This window comes from Pararhizobium sp. A13 (genome assembly GCF_040126305.1).
Classification (GTDB): domain Bacteria; phylum Pseudomonadota; class Alphaproteobacteria; order Rhizobiales; family Rhizobiaceae; genus Pararhizobium.
Genome location: NZ_CP149510.1, coordinates 376,347 through 398,174 on the forward strand (window position 1 = coordinate 376,347; position 21,828 = coordinate 398,174).

The 21,828-nt window shown below is 60.7% G+C and carries 19 protein-coding genes; 7 read left to right on the forward strand and 12 right to left on the reverse strand.

Features of this window, described 5'->3' with window-relative positions; translation table 11 throughout:
• The first annotated feature begins 75 nt into the window (after positions 1 to 75).
• Positions 76 to 1,107 carry a LacI family DNA-binding transcriptional regulator gene (locus WI754_RS01865; protein ID WP_349435945.1) on the forward strand — a complete coding sequence of 344 codons (1,032 nt, stop codon included), beginning with the start codon at positions 76 to 78 and terminating at the stop codon, positions 1,105 to 1,107.
• Between the two features lie 180 nt (positions 1,108 to 1,287).
• Here the strand turns inward: WI754_RS01865 and WI754_RS01870 are convergent, their stop codons facing one another.
• The 8 genes from WI754_RS01870 to WI754_RS01905 all read right to left on the reverse strand — a co-directional run bounded on the left by WI754_RS01870 (position 1,288) and on the right by WI754_RS01905 (position 12,965).
• On the reverse strand, positions 1,288 to 2,262 hold the full coding sequence (locus WI754_RS01870) for an HAD family hydrolase (protein ID WP_349437692.1): 975 nt from the start codon (positions 2,260 to 2,262) through the stop codon (positions 1,288 to 1,290).
• 207 nt (positions 2,263 to 2,469) lie between these two features.
• On the reverse strand, positions 2,470 to 4,155 hold the full coding sequence (locus tag WI754_RS01875; RefSeq protein WP_349435947.1) for an arylsulfatase: 1,686 nt from the start codon (positions 4,153 to 4,155) through the stop codon (positions 2,470 to 2,472).
• Positions 4,156 to 4,780: 625 nt separating this feature from the next.
• A complete protein-coding gene (gene xylA / locus WI754_RS01880) occupies positions 4,781 to 6,091 on the reverse strand; it encodes a xylose isomerase (RefSeq protein WP_349435949.1) in 1,311 nt (436 codons plus the stop codon).
• A 34-nt stretch (positions 6,092 to 6,125) separates the two neighbouring features.
• Positions 6,126 to 7,577 (reverse strand): xylulokinase, encoded by a 1,452-nt coding sequence (gene xylB / locus WI754_RS01885; RefSeq protein ID WP_349435951.1) that lies wholly within the window; start codon positions 7,575 to 7,577, stop codon positions 6,126 to 6,128.
• Between the two features lie 10 nt (positions 7,578 to 7,587).
• Positions 7,588 to 8,661 (reverse strand): LacI family DNA-binding transcriptional regulator, encoded by a 1,074-nt coding sequence (locus tag WI754_RS01890; protein ID WP_349435953.1) that lies wholly within the window; start codon positions 8,659 to 8,661, stop codon positions 7,588 to 7,590.
• Positions 8,662 to 8,762: 101 nt separating this feature from the next.
• The gene (locus WI754_RS01895; protein WP_349435955.1) at positions 8,763 to 9,896 is read right to left on the reverse strand and encodes a metallophosphoesterase; all 1,134 of its coding nucleotides are present in this window, start codon (positions 9,894 to 9,896) and stop codon (positions 8,763 to 8,765) included.
• 87 nt (positions 9,897 to 9,983) lie between these two features.
• Positions 9,984 to 11,576, reverse strand: coding sequence for a DHA2 family efflux MFS transporter permease subunit (locus WI754_RS01900; protein WP_349435957.1), 1,593 nt, complete (start codon positions 11,574 to 11,576; stop codon positions 9,984 to 9,986).
• Between the two features lie 162 nt (positions 11,577 to 11,738).
• A complete protein-coding gene (locus WI754_RS01905) occupies positions 11,739 to 12,965 on the reverse strand; it encodes an HlyD family secretion protein (protein ID WP_349435958.1) in 1,227 nt (408 codons plus the stop codon).
• Positions 12,966 to 13,096: 131 nt separating this feature from the next.
• Between WI754_RS01905 and WI754_RS01910 the strand changes: the two genes are divergently transcribed.
• From WI754_RS01910 to WI754_RS01920, 3 genes are all read left to right on the forward strand, one after another.
• Positions 13,097 to 13,816, forward strand: a complete 720-nt coding sequence (locus WI754_RS01910) for a TetR/AcrR family transcriptional regulator (protein ID WP_349435959.1) — start codon at positions 13,097 to 13,099, stop codon at positions 13,814 to 13,816.
• Between the two features lie 114 nt (positions 13,817 to 13,930).
• A complete protein-coding gene (locus WI754_RS01915; protein WP_349435960.1) occupies positions 13,931 to 14,770 on the forward strand; it encodes an AraC family transcriptional regulator in 840 nt (279 codons plus the stop codon).
• A gap of 144 nt (positions 14,771 to 14,914) precedes the next feature.
• The gene (locus WI754_RS01920; RefSeq protein ID WP_349435961.1) at positions 14,915 to 15,664 is read left to right on the forward strand and encodes a TerC family protein; all 750 of its coding nucleotides are present in this window, start codon (positions 14,915 to 14,917) and stop codon (positions 15,662 to 15,664) included.
• 93 nt (positions 15,665 to 15,757) lie between these two features.
• Here WI754_RS01920 and WI754_RS01925 read toward each other — a convergent pair whose 3' ends face one another.
• The 4 genes from WI754_RS01925 to WI754_RS01940 form a co-directional block, all read right to left on the reverse strand.
• A complete protein-coding gene (locus WI754_RS01925) occupies positions 15,758 to 16,132 on the reverse strand; it encodes a VOC family protein (RefSeq protein ID WP_349435962.1) in 375 nt (124 codons plus the stop codon).
• A 450-nt stretch (positions 16,133 to 16,582) separates the two neighbouring features.
• Complete coding sequence (locus WI754_RS01930; protein WP_349435963.1) at positions 16,583 to 17,119, reverse strand: SRPBCC family protein; 537 nt, start codon at positions 17,117 to 17,119, stop codon at positions 16,583 to 16,585.
• Positions 17,120 to 17,207: 88 nt separating this feature from the next.
• The gene (locus tag WI754_RS01935; RefSeq protein WP_349435964.1) at positions 17,208 to 17,702 is read right to left on the reverse strand and encodes an SRPBCC domain-containing protein; all 495 of its coding nucleotides are present in this window, start codon (positions 17,700 to 17,702) and stop codon (positions 17,208 to 17,210) included.
• Complete coding sequence (locus WI754_RS01940) at positions 17,686 to 18,033, reverse strand: metalloregulator ArsR/SmtB family transcription factor (RefSeq protein WP_349435965.1); 348 nt, start codon at positions 18,031 to 18,033, stop codon at positions 17,686 to 17,688. Before WI754_RS01940 ends, WI754_RS01935 begins: the two co-directional genes overlap by 17 nt.
• Positions 18,034 to 18,312: 279 nt before the next feature.
• On the opposite strand from WI754_RS01940, the gene gltX reads away from it, so the two are divergent.
• The 3 genes from gltX (at position 18,313) to WI754_RS01955 (ending at position 21,751) form a co-directional block, all read left to right on the forward strand.
• Positions 18,313 to 19,770, forward strand: a complete 1,458-nt coding sequence (gltX, locus tag WI754_RS01945) for a glutamate--tRNA ligase (protein ID WP_349435967.1) — start codon at positions 18,313 to 18,315, stop codon at positions 19,768 to 19,770.
• 188 nt (positions 19,771 to 19,958) lie between these two features.
• On the forward strand, positions 19,959 to 21,455 hold the full coding sequence (gene lysS, locus WI754_RS01950) for a lysine--tRNA ligase (protein WP_349435968.1): 1,497 nt from the start codon (positions 19,959 to 19,961) through the stop codon (positions 21,453 to 21,455).
• A 122-nt stretch (positions 21,456 to 21,577) separates the two neighbouring features.
• Positions 21,578 to 21,751 carry a DUF1328 domain-containing protein gene (locus WI754_RS01955; RefSeq protein WP_349435969.1) on the forward strand — a complete coding sequence of 58 codons (174 nt, stop codon included), beginning with the start codon at positions 21,578 to 21,580 and terminating at the stop codon, positions 21,749 to 21,751.
• The last annotated feature ends 77 nt before the right edge of the window (positions 21,752 to 21,828 follow it).

Below are 21,828 nucleotides of genomic sequence, written 5' to 3' on the forward strand. Positions count from 1 at the left end.
AGAATTTCTGAGGCCGCCCTTTGACCTCAGGGGAAGTCTGTGTAGTGTCCCGCCGAGCTAACAAGGCAGAGCGCAGTGTCGAATTCCACGCCGGCAACAATCGAGGACGTCGCCCGCATCGCCGAGGTTTCGATCGCGACGGTCTCGCGGGCCATCCACATGCCGGAGAAGGTGGCGAACTCGACGCGACTCAAGGTAAACCAGGCGATTGCCGTAACCGGCTACACCACCAATGCCATGGCGCGCAGCCTGAGGCTTGGCCGGTCGAACATGATCCTCGTCGTGGCGCCCGATATCGGCGACCCGAACTTCTCCAACATTCTGGTCGGGCTCGAGAACGAGGCGCGATCGCATGGCTACGGCGTGCTGATCGGCCATACGCAGAACGATGCCCAGCGCGGGTTGGAATATCTGAAGTTTCTCAACTCCAACCAGGCGGCCGGGCTCATCCTGTTCACCGGCATCCTGCCGTTCGGCCACCAAGCCATGACAGCGCGCCTGCCGCCCAGCGTCGGCGTCTTCGAACCGGTGTACAACGGCGGCATTCCCTATGTCGGCGTCGATGATACCGAAGGCGCGCGCAAGGCGGTCGACCTTCTGCTTGCCGAAGGCCATCGCAAGATCGCCTTTATCGGCGACTCGCGCACCCGGCTGGCCTATAGCCGGCGGCGCACGGGCTATGAGGCAGGACTGGACGCAGCCGGCGTCGGTGCCGATCTTCGCATCGTGCTCGAAGGCGACGGCACGATCGAAAGCGGGCGGCTGGCAGTCGAGCAGCTTTTCATGCGCGATACGCTGCCGACGGCCTTCATGTGCGTCAACGACCAGACCGCGATCGGCGTGATGATCGGCCTTGCCGCGCGCGGCTATGATATACCGCGGGACTTTTCGGTGACCGGCTTCGATGACGTGCCGCAGGCCGTCTTCATGTCCCCGGCGCTCACCACGATCCGCCAGCCACGGACGCTGATCGGCAAGCATGCGATGGCGCTGCTACTGGAACTTCTCTCCGACGGCCAGCCGGCCGAAACGGAAATCCTGTTGCGCCCCGATCTCGTCGTCCGGAACTCGGTTTCAGCGCCGTCGCGCCAATGGATGAAGCGGTGACCTCGAAGGCCACGCCGCGATCGGTCTTCAAGGCGAAGCGTCAGTATCTGTTCTGTTGGCTTGATTAAAGTCAAAGCCTTCATTGCGGCAGCGGCGGCATGCGGTTGCGTCGCGAATGACAGCCAGTGGCCGGCCCGCTGCGGACCTTGCTGACGCCGCGCGTGACGTCAAGGTAGAGTACTAATCCCGCTTGTCCCCGAATGGAAAGATCGTTTTCCAATCGTCCTTCATGTCGACGACAGTCCAGCCATTGTCCCTGGCGGCGTCGAGCGACTTGTCGAGATGGCCGATAGAGGAATTGCGGTCGTAGGCCCATTCGCGGATGTCATCGGTGTGATGCACGATGAGCGCCAACCGGCGTCCCCCTCCGCCTGACGCCCATTGCAGCATCTGGAGATCACCGTCCGAGTTGCCGAATGCAGCGATGGGACGACGGCCAATGTGTTCATGGATGCCAACGGGCTTGCCCGCCTTGTCGTCAATGAAATTGATCTCTGGCAGCCGCATCAGTACAGGCACGCCGCCACGCATCAGGAAATCTGTCTTGCCACTGCTGCCGACGACCTGCTCCGGCGGGATACCATAGACCGTCTCCGACCAAGGACGCATGAAGTCGATGCCGCCGCCGGAGACGATGAAGGTCTTGAAACCATTGTCCCGCAAATAGGTCAGCACCTCCAGCATCGGCTGGTAGACCATCTCCGTGTAGGGGCGCTTGGTCACCGGGTGCCTGGCGGTGCCAATCCAGTCGCGGACGATCTGGTCGAACTCATCGGTGGTCATGCCTGAATGTGTGGCCGCGACAATCTGCATGATCGCCGGCTCGCCACCCGAGAGCGCGGTCTTCATATCACCCTTCAGCAGCGAGGCGAAGGGGTCGTTCGTCTTCCACTCGGGATGCTGCGGGGCGAGTACCTTGACGCGGTCGAGAGCGAACAGAAGCTGGAAATACATGGGCTGCTCGGCCCATAGCGTTCCATCATTGTCAAAGGTAGCGATACGCTCGTCGACCGGAACAAAGTCCGGTGAACCTTCCTTTGTCACCGTCTCGACAAAGGCCACGATTGCCTGCTTGGCCGCCGTGTCATTCCAGGATGGCAATGGGTCCGCGCCGTTTGCCGTGGCAGGTGGCACCACTGCTGTTGCGGCCAGCATCAACAAGGCCGAGATTTTCAACATCAGCCGCCGTGAAATATCTGTCATCGTCCCCTCCCAATGTTTTCTGCCTGCCATGTTCTAATGCGTTAGACGTCGTATCTGGGTCAGCAAAGCTGTTACGCGGCTAGGACATCCACGGTTACAAACTCCAAAAGGACAAACGGGCAGCCCTTCCGGGCCGCCCGTCGTCTTGACCGTTCTCGACTAGTTGCCTGGCTTGTTCTTGACCGCCGCGTCGATCTGCCTCTTCACAGCATCCAGGTTGAAGGAGGCCGGGTCCTGCATCGGCGGGTAGTCAACCGCCGTGAGGGCAAGTTTGGCGACTTCCTCCTGAACACTGACGAAGCGCCAGAACTCGCGAGCAAAGAAGTCATTCATGTAGCCTCCACCGAGGTCATTGAGGTTTTGCTCGCCAATCGATGGTGTCCGCTCGAATGGATCCTGACGGATATTGACCATCGTGGGCATGTCCGTTGTTACCTTCGCACCAGGCCAACCCTGCGGCTGTTGATAGAACTGGAACTTGAAGTCACCGATGCGAACTGCACCCAGATGGGGGCCGCCGAAGTAGAAAAATTCATTGCGCGCGGACGGCCCTTTGCCCTGCAGCAGGTCCAGCTGGTTGTAGCCGTCGAGGTGGTTCTTGTAGGTCTGCTCACCCAGCTTCACGCCCTTGAGCAACTGGTCGGTGATGTCGGGGTTGCCGGCTGCGGCCACGAGCGTGGGGAACCAATCCAGGGCCGAGTAGATGCCGTTCTCGACCGTGCCCGGCTTGATCTTGCCCGGCCAGCGGATGATGGCCGGCGCACGGAAGCCGCCTTCCATCACGGTACCCTTGGTGCCCTTGAACGGGGTCATGCCGCCGTCGGGCCATGTAAACACCTCCGCCCCATTGTCGGTGGTGAAAACGACGATGGTGTTGTCAGTCTCGCCCGCATCCTCCACGCATTTCAGGATGGTGCCGACGCTGTCATCCAGCTGTGCCATGCCAGCTTCTTCGAGGCCGTAGTTGGTGTCGCTGTTCATCAGGGCCTGATATTTGGGCGACAGAAATGTCCAGACGTGCATGCGCGTCGTGTTGTGCCAGACAAAGAACGGTTTTCCGTCGGTTTTGGCTTTGTCCATGAAGTCGCACGAAGCCTTGACCAGCACTTCATCGAAGGTTCCCATGTCGTATTTGGCCTTGGGCATGATGTCATGCATGTTCGGCACGTTGGACATGTCGGGGAAAGGCGCCAGGGGACCCTCGTCCACGATCCTCTGCTTGCCGATCTTGCCCCAACGCGGCTGCTCGGTCGTGTCGTCCGTATCCGTTGCAAAGCTGTGCACTACATTGCGCGGCCCGACTTTGTCACGGTACGACTGGTCATTCGGGAACGAATACCAGTAGGGGTCTGACATCGCGTCGAGGTGATAGAGGTACCCGAAGAACTCATCAAAGCCATGCAGTGTCGGCAGAAACTTGTTCAAATCGCCGAGATGATTCTTGCCGAACTGGCCGGTGGCGTAGCCCTCGGTTTTGAGGACTGCGGCGAGGGTCACCGCCTTATCCGGCATGCCGACGTCCGCGCCAGCCTGACCGACGGTCGTCAGGCCTGTGCGCAATGGGATCTCACCGGTGATGAAACTCGCCCGGCCCGCCGTGCAACTCGCCTCGGCATAATAGTCGGTGAACATCATGCCCTCGGCGGCGAGCCTGTCGAGGTTGGGCGTCTTCCCGGACATTATGCCCCGGTGATACGCACCGATATTGAACCAACCAACGTCATCACCCATGATGACAACGATGTTGGGTTTTGGCTGCTGTTCCTGCGCGACTGCCGGTGCACCTATTGCGGTTGCGATGGCGGAAGCCAGCATACCAAAGCAAAGGTTTCTCGTGGTACTCATGGTTTACATCCTCCGTTTGCGTTTGCCCATGGCTCGGCACGATCGGGATTGCCCTCTTAGAGCAGAAGGATCTCCCCATCCTCTCGGTCGGGACGATTTGATGTTGTGACACTACGCGGCGCGGCGCCGCAGGAAGATCGGGTATTTTGGGTTTGTGAATGCCGCTCTGATTACTCGCCCAAAGGCTGGCGACAGGCGTAACCGCCATCGAGCGTCGATGGCCAGCAATGAGATATTTGCTATGGCGTCTGCCTGATTGTCAGCAGTCGTCCTGGGTGCGAGTATTGCACATCTTCGCCTTCGCCACCAGATTGAAGGCCCGCGTTGCAACACTTCGGTGCATCGGTGCCCTGGTGTATGACGTGTCCTACAATGCCAGCTCCAAGGGACTACGGCCACGCAACCCTTTTTCCATGCGATCGGAGTGTCTGCATCTGGCGAAGCGTTGCACTCTGGTTGTCAGAACATTACCCGACGGGCGTTACCTAGCCCGCATCATGTCCGAATTGCGGCACAAAAGCTGCCGCAGCTTCTCGCAATCGCTGGCCCGCAGCATTGCCACATCAGGTCGCAAAAGAGCCGGGAAGCTTCCGCTACCCGGTTCTTCTCGAAAATCAAGCCTGCATCAGACGTAGCGGTTGACGACGTTTTCCAAGAGTTCCTGCTTGCCGGATTTCGGCTGCGGATTGATGTCCCTGGTCTCGACATAGTCGGCGATTTCTGCCAGCGAATATTCGCCGCGCAGCATCTTCTGGCTTTCGGCCGAGTCCCAGCCGGCATAGCGATCGGCGAGCGGCTGCGACAGAGCCTTGTCCTCGATCATCTTCGCGGCAGCCTTCAGACCACGGGCACAGCAATCCATGCCGCCGATATGGCCGATCAAAAGATCCGCCGGATCGAGCGACTGGCGGCGCAGCTTACTGTCGAAGTTGGTGCCGCCGGTCTTGAAACCGCCGCCTGCCAGCACATGGTAGTAGGCGAGCGCCATTTCCGGAACGTTGTTCGGGAACTGGTCGGTATCCCAGCCGGACTGGTAGTCGTTGCGGTTCATGTCGATCGAGCCGAAGATGCCGAGCGCGTTGGCGAGCGCCAGTTCATGCTCGAAGGAATGGCCGGCAAGGATCGCATGCCCCTGCTCGATATTGACCTTCACTTCGTTTTCGAGCCCGTTCTTCTTCAGGAAGCCGTAGACCGTCGCGACGTCGTAGTCATACTGGTGCTTGGTCGGCTCCTGTGGCTTCGGCTCGATCAGGATCGTCCCCTTGAAGCCGATCTTGTGCTTATATTCGACGACGAGGTTGAGGAAGCGGCCGAGCTGGTCGAGTTCGCGCTTCAGGTCGGTGTTGAGCAGGGTTTCATAGCCTTCGCGACCGCCCCAGAGAACGTAGTTCTCGCCGCCGAGCTTTTGCGTCGCGTCCATGCAGGTCTTCACCGTCGCAGCCGAGAACGCGAAGACGTCCGGATCCGGATTGGTGGCGGCACCCGACATGAAGCGGCGGTTGGAAAACAGGTTCGCCGTACCCCAAAGCAGCTTGACGCCGGTCGCGGCCTGCTTCTCAGCGAAATAGTCAACGATCTCATTGAGATTTTTCGTGTTCTCGGCGAAGTTCTTGCCTTCCGGGCGCACGTCGGCGTCGTGGAAGCAGTAGTAAGGCGAGCCAAGCAGCGAGAAGAATTCGAAGGCGACATCGGCCTTCAGCTTCGCGGCCTGCATCGTGTCCTCGAACCAGGGGCGCAGGAAGGTCTGGCCACCGAAGGGGTCGCCACCCGGCCAGGTGAAGGTGTGCCAGTAGGCAACGGCAAAGCGCAGGTGATCTTCCATACGTTTGCCGAGAACGATCTCGTCCGGCTGGTAGTGGCGGAAAGCCAGCGGATTGGTGCTGTCGGGCCCTTCATATTTGATCTTGGCGATATCGCCGAAGAAACCGGTACTCATGGGAATATCCTCTCTGTCTTTTATTTGAACGGTGTCAGTAGGCGTCGCGGATCGCGGGATAAAGCCGCCGATAACGCTGATAGGCATCTTCGTACGCCCCCCGCAGCGAGGCGTCGGGCTGTACGGTTTCGGCGGTTGCGGGTGCTGTGAAAACCGACAGCGGATCGGCCTTGGTCGCGGCAACGAGGCCGAGGCGGGCGGCACCGAAGGCCGCGCCGAAATCGCCGTCAGCCGGCACATCGACGGGAATGCCGAGCGCGGTTGCAATCGACTTCAGCCAGTAGCGCGAACGCGAACCGCCGCCGATGGCAGTGACGCGGGAAAGATTGGTGCCGGCTGCCCGCAGGGCTTCCAGGCTATCCCGCAGCGCAAAGGAAACACCTTCGAGCACGGCCTGAGTGAGGACCATACGACTGCTTTCATGGCCGAGCCCGGCGAAGACGCCGCGGATGGCAGCATCGTTGTGCGGCGTGCGTTCGCCGGAAAGGTAAGGCAGGAAGGTCACGCCGGAAGGCGCCTTGAGCGTGTCGCCCAGTTCCGCGGCTAGCTCGCCGGCACTCTTGCCGGTGACGCCGGAATGCCAGTTGAGCGCATCGGTGGCCGACAGGATGACGCCCATCTGGTGCCATGTATTGGGAAGCGCGTGGCAAAAGGCGTGCACGGCGCTTGCAGGATTGGGCAGGTAGCTGGAATTGGCGGCGAACAGCACGCCGGAGGTACCGAGCGAGACGAAGGCATGGCCCTCGCCGACGGTACCCATGCCGCAGGCGGACGCCGCATTATCACCAGCACCGCCGGCAACGACGACACCCGAGCCCATGCCCCACTGCGCGGCGAGGCCGCTTTTCAGCGCGCCCCCTGCCTCGGTGCCCTCGACGAGGCTCGGCATCTGCCGCTCCTTGAGGCCGGTTGCCGAAAGCAGGCTTTCCGACCAGGCGCGCCTGCCGGTATCAAGCCAGGCGGTGCCGGCGGAATCCGACATTTCGGAAATATGCTCGCCGGTGAGCCACAGACGCAGGTAATCCTTGGGCAAAAGGACCCAGCGGACTTTGGCGAAGATTTCCGGCTCGTTCTCGGCGACCCAGACCAGCTTCGGGGCGGTAAACCCGGGAAAGACGATGTTGCCTGTCTGGGCACGGAACTGCGGATCGGCATCAAGCGCGGCGGCCTGCTTGAAGCTGCGCGTATCGTTCCAGAGGATGCAGGGGCGCAGCACCTTGTCCTCGGCATCGAGCAGCGTCGCGCCATGCATGTGGCCGGAGAGGCCGATACCCTTGACGGCCGCAAGTGCCGCCGGATGGGACGCCTTAAGCCCGGCGATCGCCTCCCCCGTTGCCCGGATCCAGTCTGCCGGATCCTGCTCCGACCAGCCGGGATGCGGACGCGAGACGTCCATGGCAGCGGATGCCGAACCGACGACCCGCTGGCTGTCATCAATCAACAGCGCCTTTACCCCGGACGTGCCGAGGTCGATCCCCAGATACATGAAGGTCTCCCTAAACTTCTTCGCCCTGTTCGGGCTTGTGGTTTTCGTCGCCCTCGTCGAAGGGCAGGTTGTCCTTGAGGAAAATGTCGATGTAGATGCGCTCCTGCGCGCCAATGACCGGGACGCCATCGGCCTTGGCCTTCAACACCCGCACGGCGCTGCGCACCTCATGGCCGGCATCCTGATTGAGAACGGCGTCGATCAGCCCCTCGTTCAGCGCCGCGCGCGTATGCCGGGTCAGTTCATGGGCAATGACGCAGACACGTGGGGCGTTCTTTCGCTGCTTCAAGGCGGCGATCAGGCCGCGATTGCCGGCACCGAGGCTGTAGATACCGATGGTCCCGGGCGCCGCGGCAAGCGCCGCGCTGACCAGCTGTTCCGTCAACACGGGATCATCCTGTCCCTCGATAACCGGCAGCAGCATGTGGCCGGGAAAGTCCTCGCCCATGACCGCGCGAAATCCGTCGAGGCGTTCGCGATGGTCGCGCACCAGCATCGAACCGGCAAGCACTGCGACCGGACCGGGCCGGCGGCCGAGAAAGCGACCCATCAGGCTTGCCGCCGTTCGCCCTGCCGCGACGTTGTCCACGCCGGCGAAATGATCGCGCGCCGAACCGGCCAGATCGGAAACCAGCGTCACCACCGGAATGCGGTCAGCCCGCAAGCGGTTTACGGCAGCGATCACATCCGGGGATTCGACGGCCACCACCGCCACGCCCGCCGGTGCCGTCGCACGGACCTCGTCGAGCGCAGCAGCCAGGGCCTGGGCGTTGAACGCAGGGACCTTGACGATGGAAATGACCGTCCGCTCCAGCGGTGCGCGGCTCATCTCCGCGCGCACCTCCTCTTCAAGGCCGCGCATGAAGGAGTTATCGCCCGAGGGCAGAATGAAGACGAAGGGGTAGACACGGCTTTTGGCGAGGTTCGCCGCGGCGACGTCGCGGACGTAGCCGATGCGCTCGATCGCTTGCTCGACCCTTTCGCGCGTCACGTTGCGGACGCCTGCGCGCTGGTTCAAGACCCTATCGACGGTCGCAAGACTGACTCCTGCCGCAGCGGCAATATCGTGAACTGTCGGGCGCATGTTTCCTCCGCAAGAACCCTTAATGGAAAATCTGAGGTACGTAAATCAGAAAATTATCCTACGCATTTGAAAGCGCTTTGGGTTTGACACTTCGCGCCGCGCTAGGCAAGACGTTTACTAAAGGCGTTCGTGAAGGCAACACCGCTGCCATTTCGCCCTGCCTGCGCGAGCGCCACATCCATATAGTGATTTGTGATATGGACGAGCGCAAAGCCGCCCATGAATGTCGCAACCGGCTTGAACAGATCGAGGCCTGCGTGCCTGTAGATCATCGGTGTTTCGTGCTCATGCCCGTGAAACAGGCCAACGACATTGTAGCCCTTCAGCACGGCGAGCAAGGCGGCGCGTTCGTCGTCGGTCCACCAATGGGGATTGCCCGCCCCTTCGCCGTCAAAGGTCATTTTCGCCGGATCCCATTTCTCCAGTGAAAACCCGTCCCAGCCATAATGCTGGAACAGCATCACCGGCCGGCCGTCGGCCGCGAAATCGGCGAGATCCTGCTTCAGCCAGTCCAACCCGCTGACAGCGCCCTTGTTCGTGTCACCGCCAAAGCGCTGCAGCTGCACCAGATGCAGGCCGCCCCAGTCCCAGGAGTAGTTGTCGGAATCAATGTCGTAGTTCGCGACCGGCACCGGCGGCTTGTAGAACACGGTCTGGCGATGATTGAGCTCGACATAGTCGCGCAGTTCGCGCCGGTACCAGTCGACATGCGGCGGCGCGCCGTCCTGGTCGAGGTCATGATTGCCAAGGCCGTTGTAGACCGGATAGTGCACGCGGTCCGGGCCGGTGCCCTGCTGATAGCGGCTGGAAAACTGCAACAGCTGGTGGCCCTCGCCGGGCACCCTCACCTGCCCGCCGCCATCATCGGTCATGTCGCCGCCGATGACGATGCCGAGCGGCGCGGCGATCTTCTGGCCCCCGCCAGCGAGCCCGGTCGCAACACCACCGATTTCCGTTGGCCAGCTATAGTCCGTGATGCGATTGAGCGCCGCCACATGCCGCAAAAGATTGGCATCCGTCTTCCCCTCCTTTTCACAGTGGGGGCTGAGCGCGTCGGTAGAAACAAGGCAGGCATGGACATCCGCGGTGAAGATGAATGTCGCATCGATCGGCAGAGACGGAGATTTCGCAGCGACCGCGGAGAATGCGGGACCGGCGGACGGCAGGACAAAGAGACCGGCGAATTTTTTGAGAAATGACCGTCTGCAGAGCGGGAGAAGAACGTCGTCATCCATGCAAAATGCCCTGAAGGATTGCCTTCAGGGCATTCTGACGGATGATTCAAACGGCGTACAGATAATGGTTCGCGGTTGCGATTGTCGTCAATGACCACCCCCGCCGCCGCTTGGCGCTGCCTGCGGCTTCTTGATCAGGAACGCGCAGACGACCAAGGCTCCGAACAGGCAGGTCAGGATCAGGAAGACGTCGATGAAGGAGAGGATCGTCGCCTGCTGCTGCACCATGCCGGAGAGCTTCTGGATCGCGATCGTCGCGCCATCGAGACCGTGCGAATTGTATTTCGCGATCATGTTGTTGAGCTGGTCGATGGCTTCCGGGTTGCCCCACTGAACATGCTCCTGCAGCCGGGCATAATGCTCTTCCTGGCGCTGGGTCAGGATCGTGTTGATCGCGGCCAGGCCGACAGCGCCGCCGAGGTTGCGGGTCAGGTTGAACAGGCCCGAGGCGCCGCGAACGCGCTCCGGCGACAGCGTGCCGAGCGCGACGTTGTTGATCGGCACCATGCAGAGCATCAGGCCGCAGCCGCGCAGGATCTGCGGAACGAGAAGCTCGTAGAAATCCCAGTCAGCCGTCAGGTGGCTCATCAGCCAGGTGCCGGCGGCGAAGCTGGCAAAGCCGATCGCCATCATCACGCGCGGATCGAGCTTCGTCGACAACTTGCCGGCGATAGGCGCCGTGCAGAACATCGCAAGGCCCGAAACGAACATGGTTTCGCCGATCATCAGCGAATCATAGCCGCGTATCCGGCCGAGATAAAGCGGGTAGAGATAAGTCAGGCCGTAAAGCCCGATGCCCATGATGAAGGAGAACAGGGAGCCGAAGGCGAAGTTGCGGTTGGCGAAGGCCCTTAAATCGACGATCGGAAAATCGACCTTGAAGGCGCGGTAAAAGAAGACCAGGGCACCGATCGCGGATGCAACCGCCCCCATGAGGATGTATTCGTCGCTGAACCAGTCATTGGCATTGCCTTCCTCGAGCACATATTCGAGCGAGCCGAGGAAGACGGCCATGGAGAGCAGGCCCCACCAGTCGAACTTCTTCATCAGGCCGAGTTCCGGCTTGTCGAAGTCGATGAAATTCCAGGTGATGATCGTGACGATGATGCCGGGAATGATGTTGACCAGGAACAGCCAGTGCCAGGAGAAGGCATGGCTGAGATAGCCGCCGACCGTCGGGCCGATGGTTGGCGCGAGCGTCGCGACGAGGCCGATGATCGGCGAGACGATGCTGCGCTTGGAGGGCGGGAAGATCGTGAAGGCTGCCGCAAAGACCGACGGGATCATGCCGCCGCCGATGAAACCCTGCAGCGCCCGGTAGACGATCATCTGGTCGATATTGGTGGCGGTTGCGGCGAGCGCACTGGCGATGGTGAAACCGGCAGCCGAAACCGAAAAGAGGACGCGGGTGGAGACGATGCGCGCCAGCGTGCCCGACAGCGGGATCATGATCACTTCGGCGATCAGATAGGCCGTCTGCACCCAGGCGACCTCGTCGGAGCCGGCGCTCAGGCCCGCCTGGATTTCCGCAAGCGAGGCCGAGACGATCTGGATATCGAGGATCGACATGAACATGCCAAACACCATCGCGAAGAAGGCGATCAGGCGTTTGGGGTCCATTCGCTCTTCCGCGCCGGCGGCAGGAAGGGGCATTGTACCCGCTGTAGCAGTGGCAGCCATTGGCTCTTGCTCCCGGCCCGGTTCACGTTCCAACGAACGGAGCGGCCAATGAAAATAGAAACATCAGGGTTTTCGGCGCGAGCACAGCCGAAACGACAGGGTCAACCCCTTCGGATGAACCGCGCCTCCAGGAAGCGCGGCATCATTTTTCCAATCACCCGATTACTTGACCGCGGCAATATCCTGCTTGTGCGGCGCCGTGCGGGTATCGACATCGACGACGACGCTGAGGCCCGCGCGTAACCGTCCGCTGTCCAGCACGTCCTTGGGGAAGACAATGCGCACCGGCACGCGCTGGATTACCTTGGTGAAGTTGCCCGTGGCATTTTCAGCCGGCAGCAGCGAGAAGACCGAGCCGGAGGCCGGCGAGATCGACTGGACGGTACCGACGATCGGCTCCTCGTCGAAGGCGTCCACATGGATGTTGACCTTCGAGCCCGGAACCATGTGGGCGATCTGCGTTTCCTTGAAATTGGCGTCGATATAGAGCTGCTCGACCGGGACGAGGGCAGCCAGGCGCTGGCCGGCGGACACCAGGTCTCCGTCCTGAACCGCCAGATTGCCGACGATACCGTCATAGGGCGCTTTCAGGACCGTGAAGCCCAAGTCGCGCTCGGCCTTGTCGCGCGCCAGTTCGAGCGAGCGGATGGTGCTCTCGGCCTCGGCGCGCTGCGCGGTCAGGACCGCGATGTTGGCGTTCGCAGCAACGATATTGGCGTCGGCACCGCTGAGGTTGGCCTTGGCCTGATCGAGCGCGACCTGCGCGCTGTCGAGGGAGGCGACCGTACCGACTGCCTTTGACTGGAGGTCGCTGGCTCGCCTGAGCGTAATTTCGGCACCCCGGACGGTCGCCTCAAGGGCGGTTTTCTGTGCTTGCGCCTGCTGCAGGCTGGCCTTGGCGCCGCCGATCTGCGCATCGAAACGCTGCAATGACAGCTTTTCGGTGTCGATCTGCGCCTCAGCCTGGTCGGCGGCAATCCGGTAGTCTTCGTTGTCGAGCGTGATCAGCGGGTCGCCAGCCTTCACATGCTGGTTGGCAACGACGTTGACCTTCTCGACATAGCCGGAAACCTTCGGTGAGATCGACGCGATATCGCCTTCGATATAAGCATCGTCCGTCGAGATCATGAAGCGGCCGTTGGTCCACCATTCATAGCCGTACCAGCCACCGGCGGCGAGCACGGCGATGGCAATCATGGGCATCAGAAGCTTGCGGCGCTTCGGCGCCGGCTTTTCCTCCGCCACGACAACCTGCGGTGCCGCTTGCGCCTCGACAGCGGGCTCGGTTACGCTCCTGGCTTCCGGGGCCACATTGTGTTCGTTCGGAGCTTCGAAATCGTCGCCGACGGGGCGGACGTGCGCAGCACCGGTCTTGCTTGAAACTGACATATTGCGTCACCAACCCTTATGTGGGAGAATTCGAACCGAACCGTTCAGTTCGATTGACATAGTGCCAATTCGATCGCATATCAAGGGGAAATCGAACCGATCGGTTCGAAAAAGTTAACAACGAGACAACAATGTCCGGACACGAAGAAAAATTGGCAGAACCGAATTTGACGGAGACCTTGGGCAGTGAGAACTGTCCGGCCGGCGCATACGCTCTTCCCGGCCGCCGCGCCGCCGGTGAGGATCCGGCAAAACGCGAGCAGATCATCGATGGCGCCAAGCGCGTGTTCATGAGCATGGGCTTCGACGCCGCCAGCATGAACGACATCACGCGGGAAGCTGGCGTATCGAAGGGCACCATCTACGTCTATTTCGAAAACAAGGAAGAATTGTTTGCGGCGATGATCGAGCGTGAGCGCAACCGCGTCGTTCAGACCGTCAAACATGCGCTCGACGATCACGAGGCGATCGAAGAGGCGCTTTTCGACTTCGGCCTGACGCTGACCACGCACATCACCTCCGACCCCACGATCCGCGCCATGCGCATGGTGGTGGGCGTCAGCGACCGCATGCCTCAACTGGCCAAGCGCTTTTTCGCGGCGACGCCGGAAAACGGCTTCACCGTCCTTCGGGCCTATCTCGACAGGCAGGTCGCCGCCGGCGCGCTCCACATCGAGGATACCGACCTGGCCGCCCGGCAATTCATCGAACTCTGCCTGGCTGGCATGTTGAAGCGCCGCCTGTTCAGCGAAATGACCGAAGCGCCCGAACGAGGCTATATCGAAAAAGCCGTGTCCTCGGCCATCAGGCTGTTCCAGGCGGGCTACGGCCCCAAGGCGGAAAATCGCTGACCGCCTTGCCTTGTCGCTCGCCCTGCGCCAGTTTTCTTCCTATTCAGCAACGACGATCAAACGCGGCTCGGCTACAGGCGCTAAAACGATATCCGGCTTACTGCAGGAGGTGGGATGAACGCTATCAGCAAGGCGGTGTGGTTCATCGAGAGCCATTTCGCCAAGGATATTTCACTGGATGAAATCGCGGAGACGGCGGGTCTCTCCCGCTATCACCTGTCGCGTGTCTTCGGCCTGACGACAGGCCGGTCGATCAGTGGCTATATCCGGGCCCGGCGTCTCAGCGCTGCGGCCGCAGCGCTCGCCGATGGCGCACCCAGCATTCTCGCAGTCGCCCTTGATGCGGGCTACAACTCGCATGAAGCCTTCACCCGTGCCTTCCGCGATCATTTTGGCGTGACGCCGGAAGAGGTCCGCAACCGGGGGCACATTGGCGATCTCGATCTCATGGAGCCTATCCGCATGGACACCGCACCCCTCCCCAAACTGGAAGGACCCCGTTTTGAAACCACGCCTGCCATGCTGATGGCGGGGCTGCAGCAAACCTACGACTATGGCGGCAACGCCGGCATTCCCTCGCAATGGCAGCAGTTCAACGCGTATTTCGGCGAAATTCCCGGCCAGATCGGCAACGTCGCCTATGGCATCTGCACGCAGGAGGAAGGCCAGGACGCCAGCTTCCAATATATGACCGCTGTCGAAGTGCGCGATACCGATGGGCTGCCGGCGGGCTTCCAATGCCTGAAGCTTCCCGCCCAGACCTATGCGGTGTTTGCCCATCGCGGCCACATCTCCGGCATCCAGGCCACCTGCGATGCGATCTTCACCGACTGGCTGCCCTGCTCCGACTACAAGCACACCGGACTCCCGGACCTGATGGAACGCTATGACGACCGATTCGACCCACGAACAGGCATGGGGCTGACCGAAATATGGATTCCGGTTAAGAATTAACGGTATCAACAGCCGCTGGATCAACCTCCAGCGCTTGCCATGGCGCAGATTCCGCATACATAGGGGAAGTCTTTCGCCCGCGCTGCCCACCGGTTGCGCGGGCTCCCTTATGTGCCCTTTGAATCGAGGAAGGAACCGCCCCGGATGCAGGACATTTTGCTCCTCATGCAAGATCCGACTGCCTGGATCGCCCTGATCACGCTGATCGTCATGGAAGTCGTGCTTGGCATCGACAACCTCATTTTCATCTCGATCCTGACCAATAAACTGCCGCCGGAAAACCGCGAAAGCGCCCGCCGCATCGGGATCGGCCTCGCGCTGGTGATGCGGCTTGCGCTGCTCGGGACGGTCGCCTGGATCGTGCAGCTGACGACGCCGGTGTTCGAAGCCTTCGGCCATGGTTTCTCCTGGAAGGACATGATCCTGATCGCCGGTGGCCTGTTCCTCGTCTGGAAGGCCACCAAGGAAATCCACCACAATGTCGATCCGGCTGACCATGAAGAGGACTTCATCGCCAGCTCGGTGACGACCGGCTTTACCGCCGCGATCGGCCAGATCCTGTTGCTCGATCTCGTCTTCTCCGTCGACAGCATCATCACAGCGGTCGGCATGACGCCGCACCTGCCGATCATGGTCGTCGCCGTCATCGTCGCCGTTACCGTCATGCTGGTCGCCTCCGGCCCGCTCGCCCGCTTCATCGAGAAGAACCCGACCATCGTCATGCTGGCGCTCGGCTTCCTGCTGATGATCGGCACGACGCTGATCGCCGAAGGCGCGGGCTTCCATGTCCCGAAGGGCTATGTCTATGCCGCCATGGCCTTCTCGGCGCTGGTCGAGGTGCTCAACATGCTGTCGCGCCGCAAGCGGCAGAGGGAAAAGGCGCTGAAACAGTAAGCGCGCGATAAGAACCGGGGCCAAAAAACCCCGGCTTCACAGGTTAAGGGGAGCGTCGCCGCTTGGCTGCGCTCCCCTTTTCATGACGTCATGTCACGGCCGATGGGCGAATTCCACCAGGATGTTGCCGGGAATGGTGACATAGAAGGCATAGGCGCCATGCATGTTGCGGGGGTCGGCGATCAAAAGGCCCGCGGTCGCAAGCTGTCCAAATATGCCATCCACATCAGCGGAGCTCTCCAGAAGAAAGCCAATGTGGTAGGTCTGGGCATCCAGCGCCACCTGATCAGCGCCACCGAGCTTTTCGATCGGCGGGCTGATGACGAGGACCAGGCCGGAGCCATCCGTCAGATGGTAGAATTGATCATTGCCGCGCTTGTCGATCAGCAGGAAATCGAGATGATCGAGGAAGAAACGCGCGGTGGCAGCAACGTCGGCACTGTAAAGGTCGATATGGTTCAATCGCATGTGCAATCTCCGTTTTTAAAGAATGGACGACGGATTGCACGAAACCGAAGGCACAACCCGCCGCAGGCCGGTGCGAATGCACCGGGACTACGCCGCGGGTTCGAACAGATGTTCGAGCAGAGCTTGGGGTATCCCCTCAAGGGACCGGGCTTACCATATCCGATCCTGCCTTTTTCGACGGCGTTTTCTAGCGAAAAATGTCCGTCTTCGCAATGACCGGCAGGCAACCGTGAAAAAGCCCCGGGACCGCCCATCCCGAGGCTTTTCAACGTTTGCACACAGTGAGGATACGAAGCCGAAGGGGTAAGGAGCTCGTCTGCCTTTTCGTTGGCCACGAAGAGAGACCGGAAAAATCTCCGTGTTCTCCATCTCCCTCAAGTCCGGTTGTCACGGCTCGCATTCCTCGCCGGGAAAACGGCCTGCCGCCGTAATGGTTCCACCCTTTTTCGACTATTTTTCCGTGATCGCCTTGAGGTTTTCCAACCCCTGCGCAAAGTCCTTGCCGATCATCTGATCCATATCGAAGAACAGGCCCATGACCTTGGCGATGAGCGGGTTCGCCCCGTCCATCGCCCACGTCACCGTTGTCCCTTGAGCCCCCGGCGCAAGCGTGAAGGTGGCCGTATTGTGGGCCTCGAAAGGTCGGCTGAAATCGAGCTTGATCAGGATTTTCGAAGACGGCGCCGATTCGACAATCTCCATCCGCCCTGCCCCGGCCTTGCCGCTGCCGTCCCAGGCATAGACGGCGCCCTTTCCGATTTCGGCGCCGGTGATCGAGCGCGTCATCGAAGGGTCGAGCTTTTCATAGGGCGACCAGGACTGCCATTGGTGGAAATCGTTGATCAACGGAAAGATCTTCTCCGGCGGTGCATTGATCGCCGCCGTTCGCTCAATGTGGAACACATCCGGCTTGGTCGAGGCGAACACGACAACAGCCAGCAATAGCACAACAATGACGGCGACGATAATCAGCAGAATTTTCAGCATATTCGGGTTCCTGAAACGGGATGGATTGAGACCTGCCTGAAGGCGTTGATCATATGTGCTTTCAGGCAGGTGACGGGTAAGCAAAAAGTCAGCCGGCGTTTTCCGCCGCAGCGGCGACAACCGTTGCCAGCTTTTCGAGGCTCTGGCTCCAGCCTTCCTCCATACCGTCGAGTGCGGGCAGCATGGCCTCGGTTGCTCTGAGCACGTGAGCGTGCAGCGTCATTTCGGTCTTGCCATCCTTCTCTACGAAGGTCACCGTATTCAGCGCTTCCAGCATGGTGACGCCGTCCTCGCTGTCATACGTACTGGTAAAGACCAGACGCTCGTTTTCGACGATCTCCTTGAAGGTGCCGTTTGACGGATACATGCGTCCATCGGGACCCTTCATATGGATGCGGATGACACCGCCCGGCCTGAGGTCCACCTCGCAGACGGGGTTGGTAAAGCAATGCGGCCCCCACCACTGAGCAAGGTGATACGGGTCCGTCCAGACCTTGTAGACCAGCGCCGCCGGAGCATTGAACGTCCGGGTCAATACGAGGTTGGCCTTCTCGGCCGGCACGAATTCAGCTCTTGCGGTCATTCTCATTTCCCCTTTGAAGCTTCTGCAGATAGAGGTCGAGCTTGTCGAAGCCCTCCTCCCAAAATTGGCGATAGTTCTCGAGCCAGGCGTTGAGGTCCTTCAGCGGCTCGGCTTCCAGCTTGCAGGGACGCCATTGCGCCTCCCGGCCGCGGCTGATCAGCCCTGCCTTTTCCAGCACCTTCAGGTGTTTGGAAACCGCAGGCAGGCTCATGGCGAAGGGTTCAGCCAGTTCGTTGACCGACGCTTCGCCCGACGCCAGGCGCGCCAGGATCGCCCGGCGCGTCGGGTCGGCGAGCGCTGAAAGGGTAACGCTAAGGCGATCCTGATGCATTTTACTAAACCAATAAGTTAATTAACTTTCAGGTTAAATAAAACAACTCCAATGGATTGTCAACAGCCTGCCTCGAAGAGCCTGCAGGCGATCGAGGCGCAGTTTTCCTTGACGCGCCCTTTTGAATATGGTCTCACGCCAGCCAAATGGAATTTCCGGTATTTTCCGCCATTTCAGGCATCAATCGGGCACTTCCTTCCCTTAAAAGCATGCGCCTTCGCATCCGGACAGCATTCTCCGGCAGCAGGGCCGAAAGCACGTAAAGCACGGGCCAGGATCATGACAGACAGACCAGTCCGGGTGCGCATCGCACCTTCTCCCACCGGCGAACCCCATGTCGGCACCGCCTATATCGCGTTGTTCAACTATCTCTTCGCGCAGAAACAGGGCGGCGAGTTCATCCTGCGCATCGAGGACACCGACGCGACCCGTTCGACGCCGGAGTTCGAGCAGAAGGTGCTGGATGCGCTGAAATGGTGTGGTCTGAAATGGTCGGAAGGCCCGGATATCGGCGGCCCCTATGGCCCCTATCGTCAGAGCGACCGCAAGGACCTCTACAAACCTTATGTCGAGAAGATCGTCGAGGCCGGCCATGGCTTCCGCTGCTTCTGCACGCCCGAGCGGCTGGCGGAAATGCGCGAGGCGCAGCGCGCTGCCGGCAAGCCGCCGAAATATGATGGCCTCTGCCTGCATCTCTCTGCAGAAGAAGTGACCAGCCGCGTCGCCGCCGGCGAGCCGCATGTCGTGCGGATGAAAATCCCGACCGAAGGCTCCTGCAAATTCGTCGACGGCGTTTACGGCGAAGTCGATATCCCGTGGGATGCGGTCGATATGCAGGTGCTGCTCAAGGCCGACGGCATGCCGACCTATCACATGGCCAACGTCGTCGACGACCACCTGATGAAGATCACCCATGTGGCGCGCGGCGAGGAATGGCTGTCTTCGGTGCCGAAGCACATCCTGATCTACCAGTATCTCGGTCTTGAGCCGCCGGTGTTCATGCACCTGTCGCTGATGCGCAATGCCGACAAGTCGAAGCTGTCGAAGCGCAAGAACCCGACCTCGATCTCCTATTACACGGCGCTCGGCTATCTGCCGGAAGCGCTGATGAACTTCCTCGGCCTGTTCTTCATCCAGATCGCCGAAGGCGAGGAGATGCTGAGCATGGCTCAGCTCGCCGAAAAGTTCGACCCGGCCAACCTCTCGAAGGCCGGCGCGATCTTCGATATCCAGAAGCTCGACTGGCTGAACGGCCGCTGGCTGCGCGAAGGCTTGAGTGAAGACGAATTCGCCGCACGGGTTTTGTCCTGGGCGATGGAAAACGACCGCATCAAGCAGGGCCTCAAGCTCTCCCAGTCGCGCATTTCCAAGCTCGGCGAACTGCCGGATCTCGCAGGCTTCCTGTTCAAGTCCGATCTCGGGCTTGACGCCTCCTCCTTTGCCAAGATCAAGTCGACGCCGGAAGAACTGGTCGAGATCTTCAATACTGTCCAGCCGGATCTGGAAAAGATTCTCGAATGGAACGTCGAGACGATCGAAGCGGAATTGCGCGCGATCGCCGACCGGATGGGCAAGAAGCTGAAGGTCGTTGTGGCGCCGCTGTTCGTGGCCGTGTCCGGCTCTTCGCGCTCGCTGCCGCTGTTTGATTCCATGGCGATCCTTGGTCGCTCCGTTGTGCGCCAGCGCCTGAAGGTCGCCGGCCAGGTGGTCGCCTCGATGGCAGGCAGCGGAAAGTAAGGGGTGAACCCCTCCCCCTTGTGGGGAGGGATTGGGGAGGGGATTTTCTGCCGAGAAAGAACCCATCCCCTCCGCTTCGCTCCGACCCTCCCCACAGGGGGGAGGGTTGAGACCGCGCCAGCCGCTGCGTCCGACGACTAGATTAAGACGCGAACAAAAATTCATGCCGCATCGATGAGGCGAAGACAATGAACGACAAGACCCAGGAAACTGCCCTCTCCTCCGACGTCACGGAAGTTCGCGCCCAGAAGCTGAAGCTGCTGCGCGAACAGATCGGCGACGTCTATCCGGCGCATTTCCACCGCACGATCACCAATGGCGAGCTCGCGGAAAAATACGAGAACCTCGAGCCTGACACGGAAACGCAGGATGTCGTCACCGTTGCCGGCCGCGTCTATTCCTCGCGCAATTCCGGCATGTTCATGGATATCCGCGACGCCTCCGGCAAGATCCAGATCTTTTCCCACAAGGACACGACCCCGGAAGAGGCGCGCGCGCTGCTGCCGATGATCGACATCGGCGACATCATCGGCGTGACCGGCGTCGTCCGCCGCACCAAGCGCGGCGAACTGACGATCAATGCGCAAGAGATCACCATGCTGACGAAGTCGCTGCTGCCAATGCCGGAAAAGTGGCATGGCCTGTCCGACATCGAGCTGCGCTATCGCAAGCGCCATCTCGACATCATGACGAACGAGGAATCGAAGCTGCGCTTCCAGCAGCGTTCGAAGATCGTCTCCGGCATCCGCCGCTTCATGGAGAATGACGGCTTCATGGAAGTCGAGACGCCGATGCTGCACTCGGTCTATGGCGGTGCGACGGCCGAGCCCTTCAAGACGCACCACAACACGCTGAAGCTCGACATGTACCTGCGCATCGCGCCGGAGCTTTACCTGAAGCGGACGCTGGTCTCCGGCCTCACCGACAAGGTGTTCGAGATCAACCGCAACTTCCGTAACGAAGGCGTCTCCACCCGGCACAATCCTGAATTCACGATGATGGAGTGCTACTGGGCCTATGCCGATTACGAGGACATCATGGACCTCGTCGAGCGGCTCTTCTCCGAACTGGCGATGAAAATCCACGGTTCGACGGAATTCCTGTTCGGCGACAAGGAAATGTCCTTCAAGGGTCCGTTCCGCCGCGTGCCGATGCCGGATGCGGTTATGGAAGCGACGGGTATCGACTTCCTCTCCATTAAATCTGACGAGGAGGCGCGCGCGGCCGCCAAGGCTGCCGGTTTCGCCGTCGAGAAGGACGCGACCTGGGGCGAATGCCTGGCCTTCATCTTCGAGGAAGAGGTCGAACCTACGCTGATCCAGCCGGCCCATGTCACACATTTCCCGAAGGACATTTCGCCCTTTGCCAAGGAAGTGCCGGGCGAGCCGCGTCTTGTCGAACGCTTCGAGACCTATTGCAACACCTGGGAACTCGGCAACGCGTTTTCGGAGCTCAACGATCCGGAAGAGCAGCGCGCCCGCATGGTCGAGCAGCTCGAACAGGCCCACGCCCGCGGCGAAAAGGCAAAACAGCTGGACGACGAATTCCTCGACGCCATCGACCAGGGCATGCCGCCCGCCGGCGGTCTCGGCATCGGCGTCGATCGGTTGATCATGCTGCTCACCAACGCGCCGTCGATCCGCGACATCATCCTGTTCCCGGCTCGCCGCAGCAAGGCGGACTGAGAAAATAATTCTCCGCTACGAACGCGCCGCCACCCGCACACGGCGGCGCTTCCCTTTCGGCACGTGGAACCTTTCCCGATCCTGCGCGTCAACCTCGGCAGAATCGGCAAAGGAACCCTTCCATGCTGAAATGGGCGCTTATCTTCCTCGTCATCTCCCTGATCACGGGCTTCCTCGGTTTTTCCGGCGTCTCGGCCGCAACCGCGACGATCGCGCGCGTTTTGTTCGCCATCGCGCTGATCATCTTCCTGATCTTTGTGGTTCTTGCCTTCATCGCTGGTAGCGCAGTGGTTTGACGCAGGAGCGGCCCCGATCTCAGGTATGCGGGTACATGGAGAACTCCGCGGGCGTGTTTGCCGCCCGCGGTCGCCTC

Coding starts and splice junctions, on each gene's coding strand:
- WI754_RS01870 (WP_349437692.1), bottom strand. CDS start 2,262: ATGCTGGCCGCAACAGCAGTGGTGCCACCTGCCACGGCAAACGGCGCG.
- WI754_RS01875 (WP_349435947.1), bottom strand. CDS start 4,155: ATGAGTACCACGAGAAACCTTTGCTTTGGTATGCTGGCTTCCGCCATC.
- xylA (WP_349435949.1), bottom strand. CDS start 6,091: ATGAGTACCGGTTTCTTCGGCGATATCGCCAAGATCAAATATGAAGGG.
- xylB (WP_349435951.1), bottom strand. CDS start 7,577: ATGTATCTGGGGATCGACCTCGGCACGTCCGGGGTAAAGGCGCTGTTG.
- WI754_RS01890 (WP_349435953.1), bottom strand. CDS start 8,661: ATGCGCCCGACAGTTCACGATATTGCCGCTGCGGCAGGAGTCAGTCTT.
- WI754_RS01895 (WP_349435955.1), bottom strand. CDS start 9,896: ATGGATGACGACGTTCTTCTCCCGCTCTGCAGACGGTCATTTCTCAAA.
- WI754_RS01900 (WP_349435957.1), bottom strand. CDS start 11,576: ATGGCTGCCACTGCTACAGCGGGTACAATGCCCCTTCCTGCCGCCGGC.
- WI754_RS01905 (WP_349435958.1), bottom strand. CDS start 12,965: ATGTCAGTTTCAAGCAAGACCGGTGCTGCGCACGTCCGCCCCGTCGGC.
- WI754_RS01910 (WP_349435959.1), top strand. CDS start 13,097: ATGTCCGGACACGAAGAAAAATTGGCAGAACCGAATTTGACGGAGACC.
- WI754_RS01915 (WP_349435960.1), top strand. CDS start 13,931: ATGAACGCTATCAGCAAGGCGGTGTGGTTCATCGAGAGCCATTTCGCC.
- WI754_RS01920 (WP_349435961.1), top strand. CDS start 14,915: ATGCAGGACATTTTGCTCCTCATGCAAGATCCGACTGCCTGGATCGCC.
- WI754_RS01925 (WP_349435962.1), bottom strand. CDS start 16,132: ATGCGATTGAACCATATCGACCTTTACAGTGCCGACGTTGCTGCCACC.
- WI754_RS01930 (WP_349435963.1), bottom strand. CDS start 17,119: ATGCTGAAAATTCTGCTGATTATCGTCGCCGTCATTGTTGTGCTATTG.
- WI754_RS01935 (WP_349435964.1), bottom strand. CDS start 17,702: ATGACCGCAAGAGCTGAATTCGTGCCGGCCGAGAAGGCCAACCTCGTA.
- WI754_RS01940 (WP_349435965.1), bottom strand. CDS start 18,033: ATGCATCAGGATCGCCTTAGCGTTACCCTTTCAGCGCTCGCCGACCCG.
- gltX (WP_349435967.1), top strand. CDS start 18,313: ATGACAGACAGACCAGTCCGGGTGCGCATCGCACCTTCTCCCACCGGC.
- lysS (WP_349435968.1), top strand. CDS start 19,959: ATGAACGACAAGACCCAGGAAACTGCCCTCTCCTCCGACGTCACGGAA.
- WI754_RS01955 (WP_349435969.1), top strand. CDS start 21,578: ATGCTGAAATGGGCGCTTATCTTCCTCGTCATCTCCCTGATCACGGGC.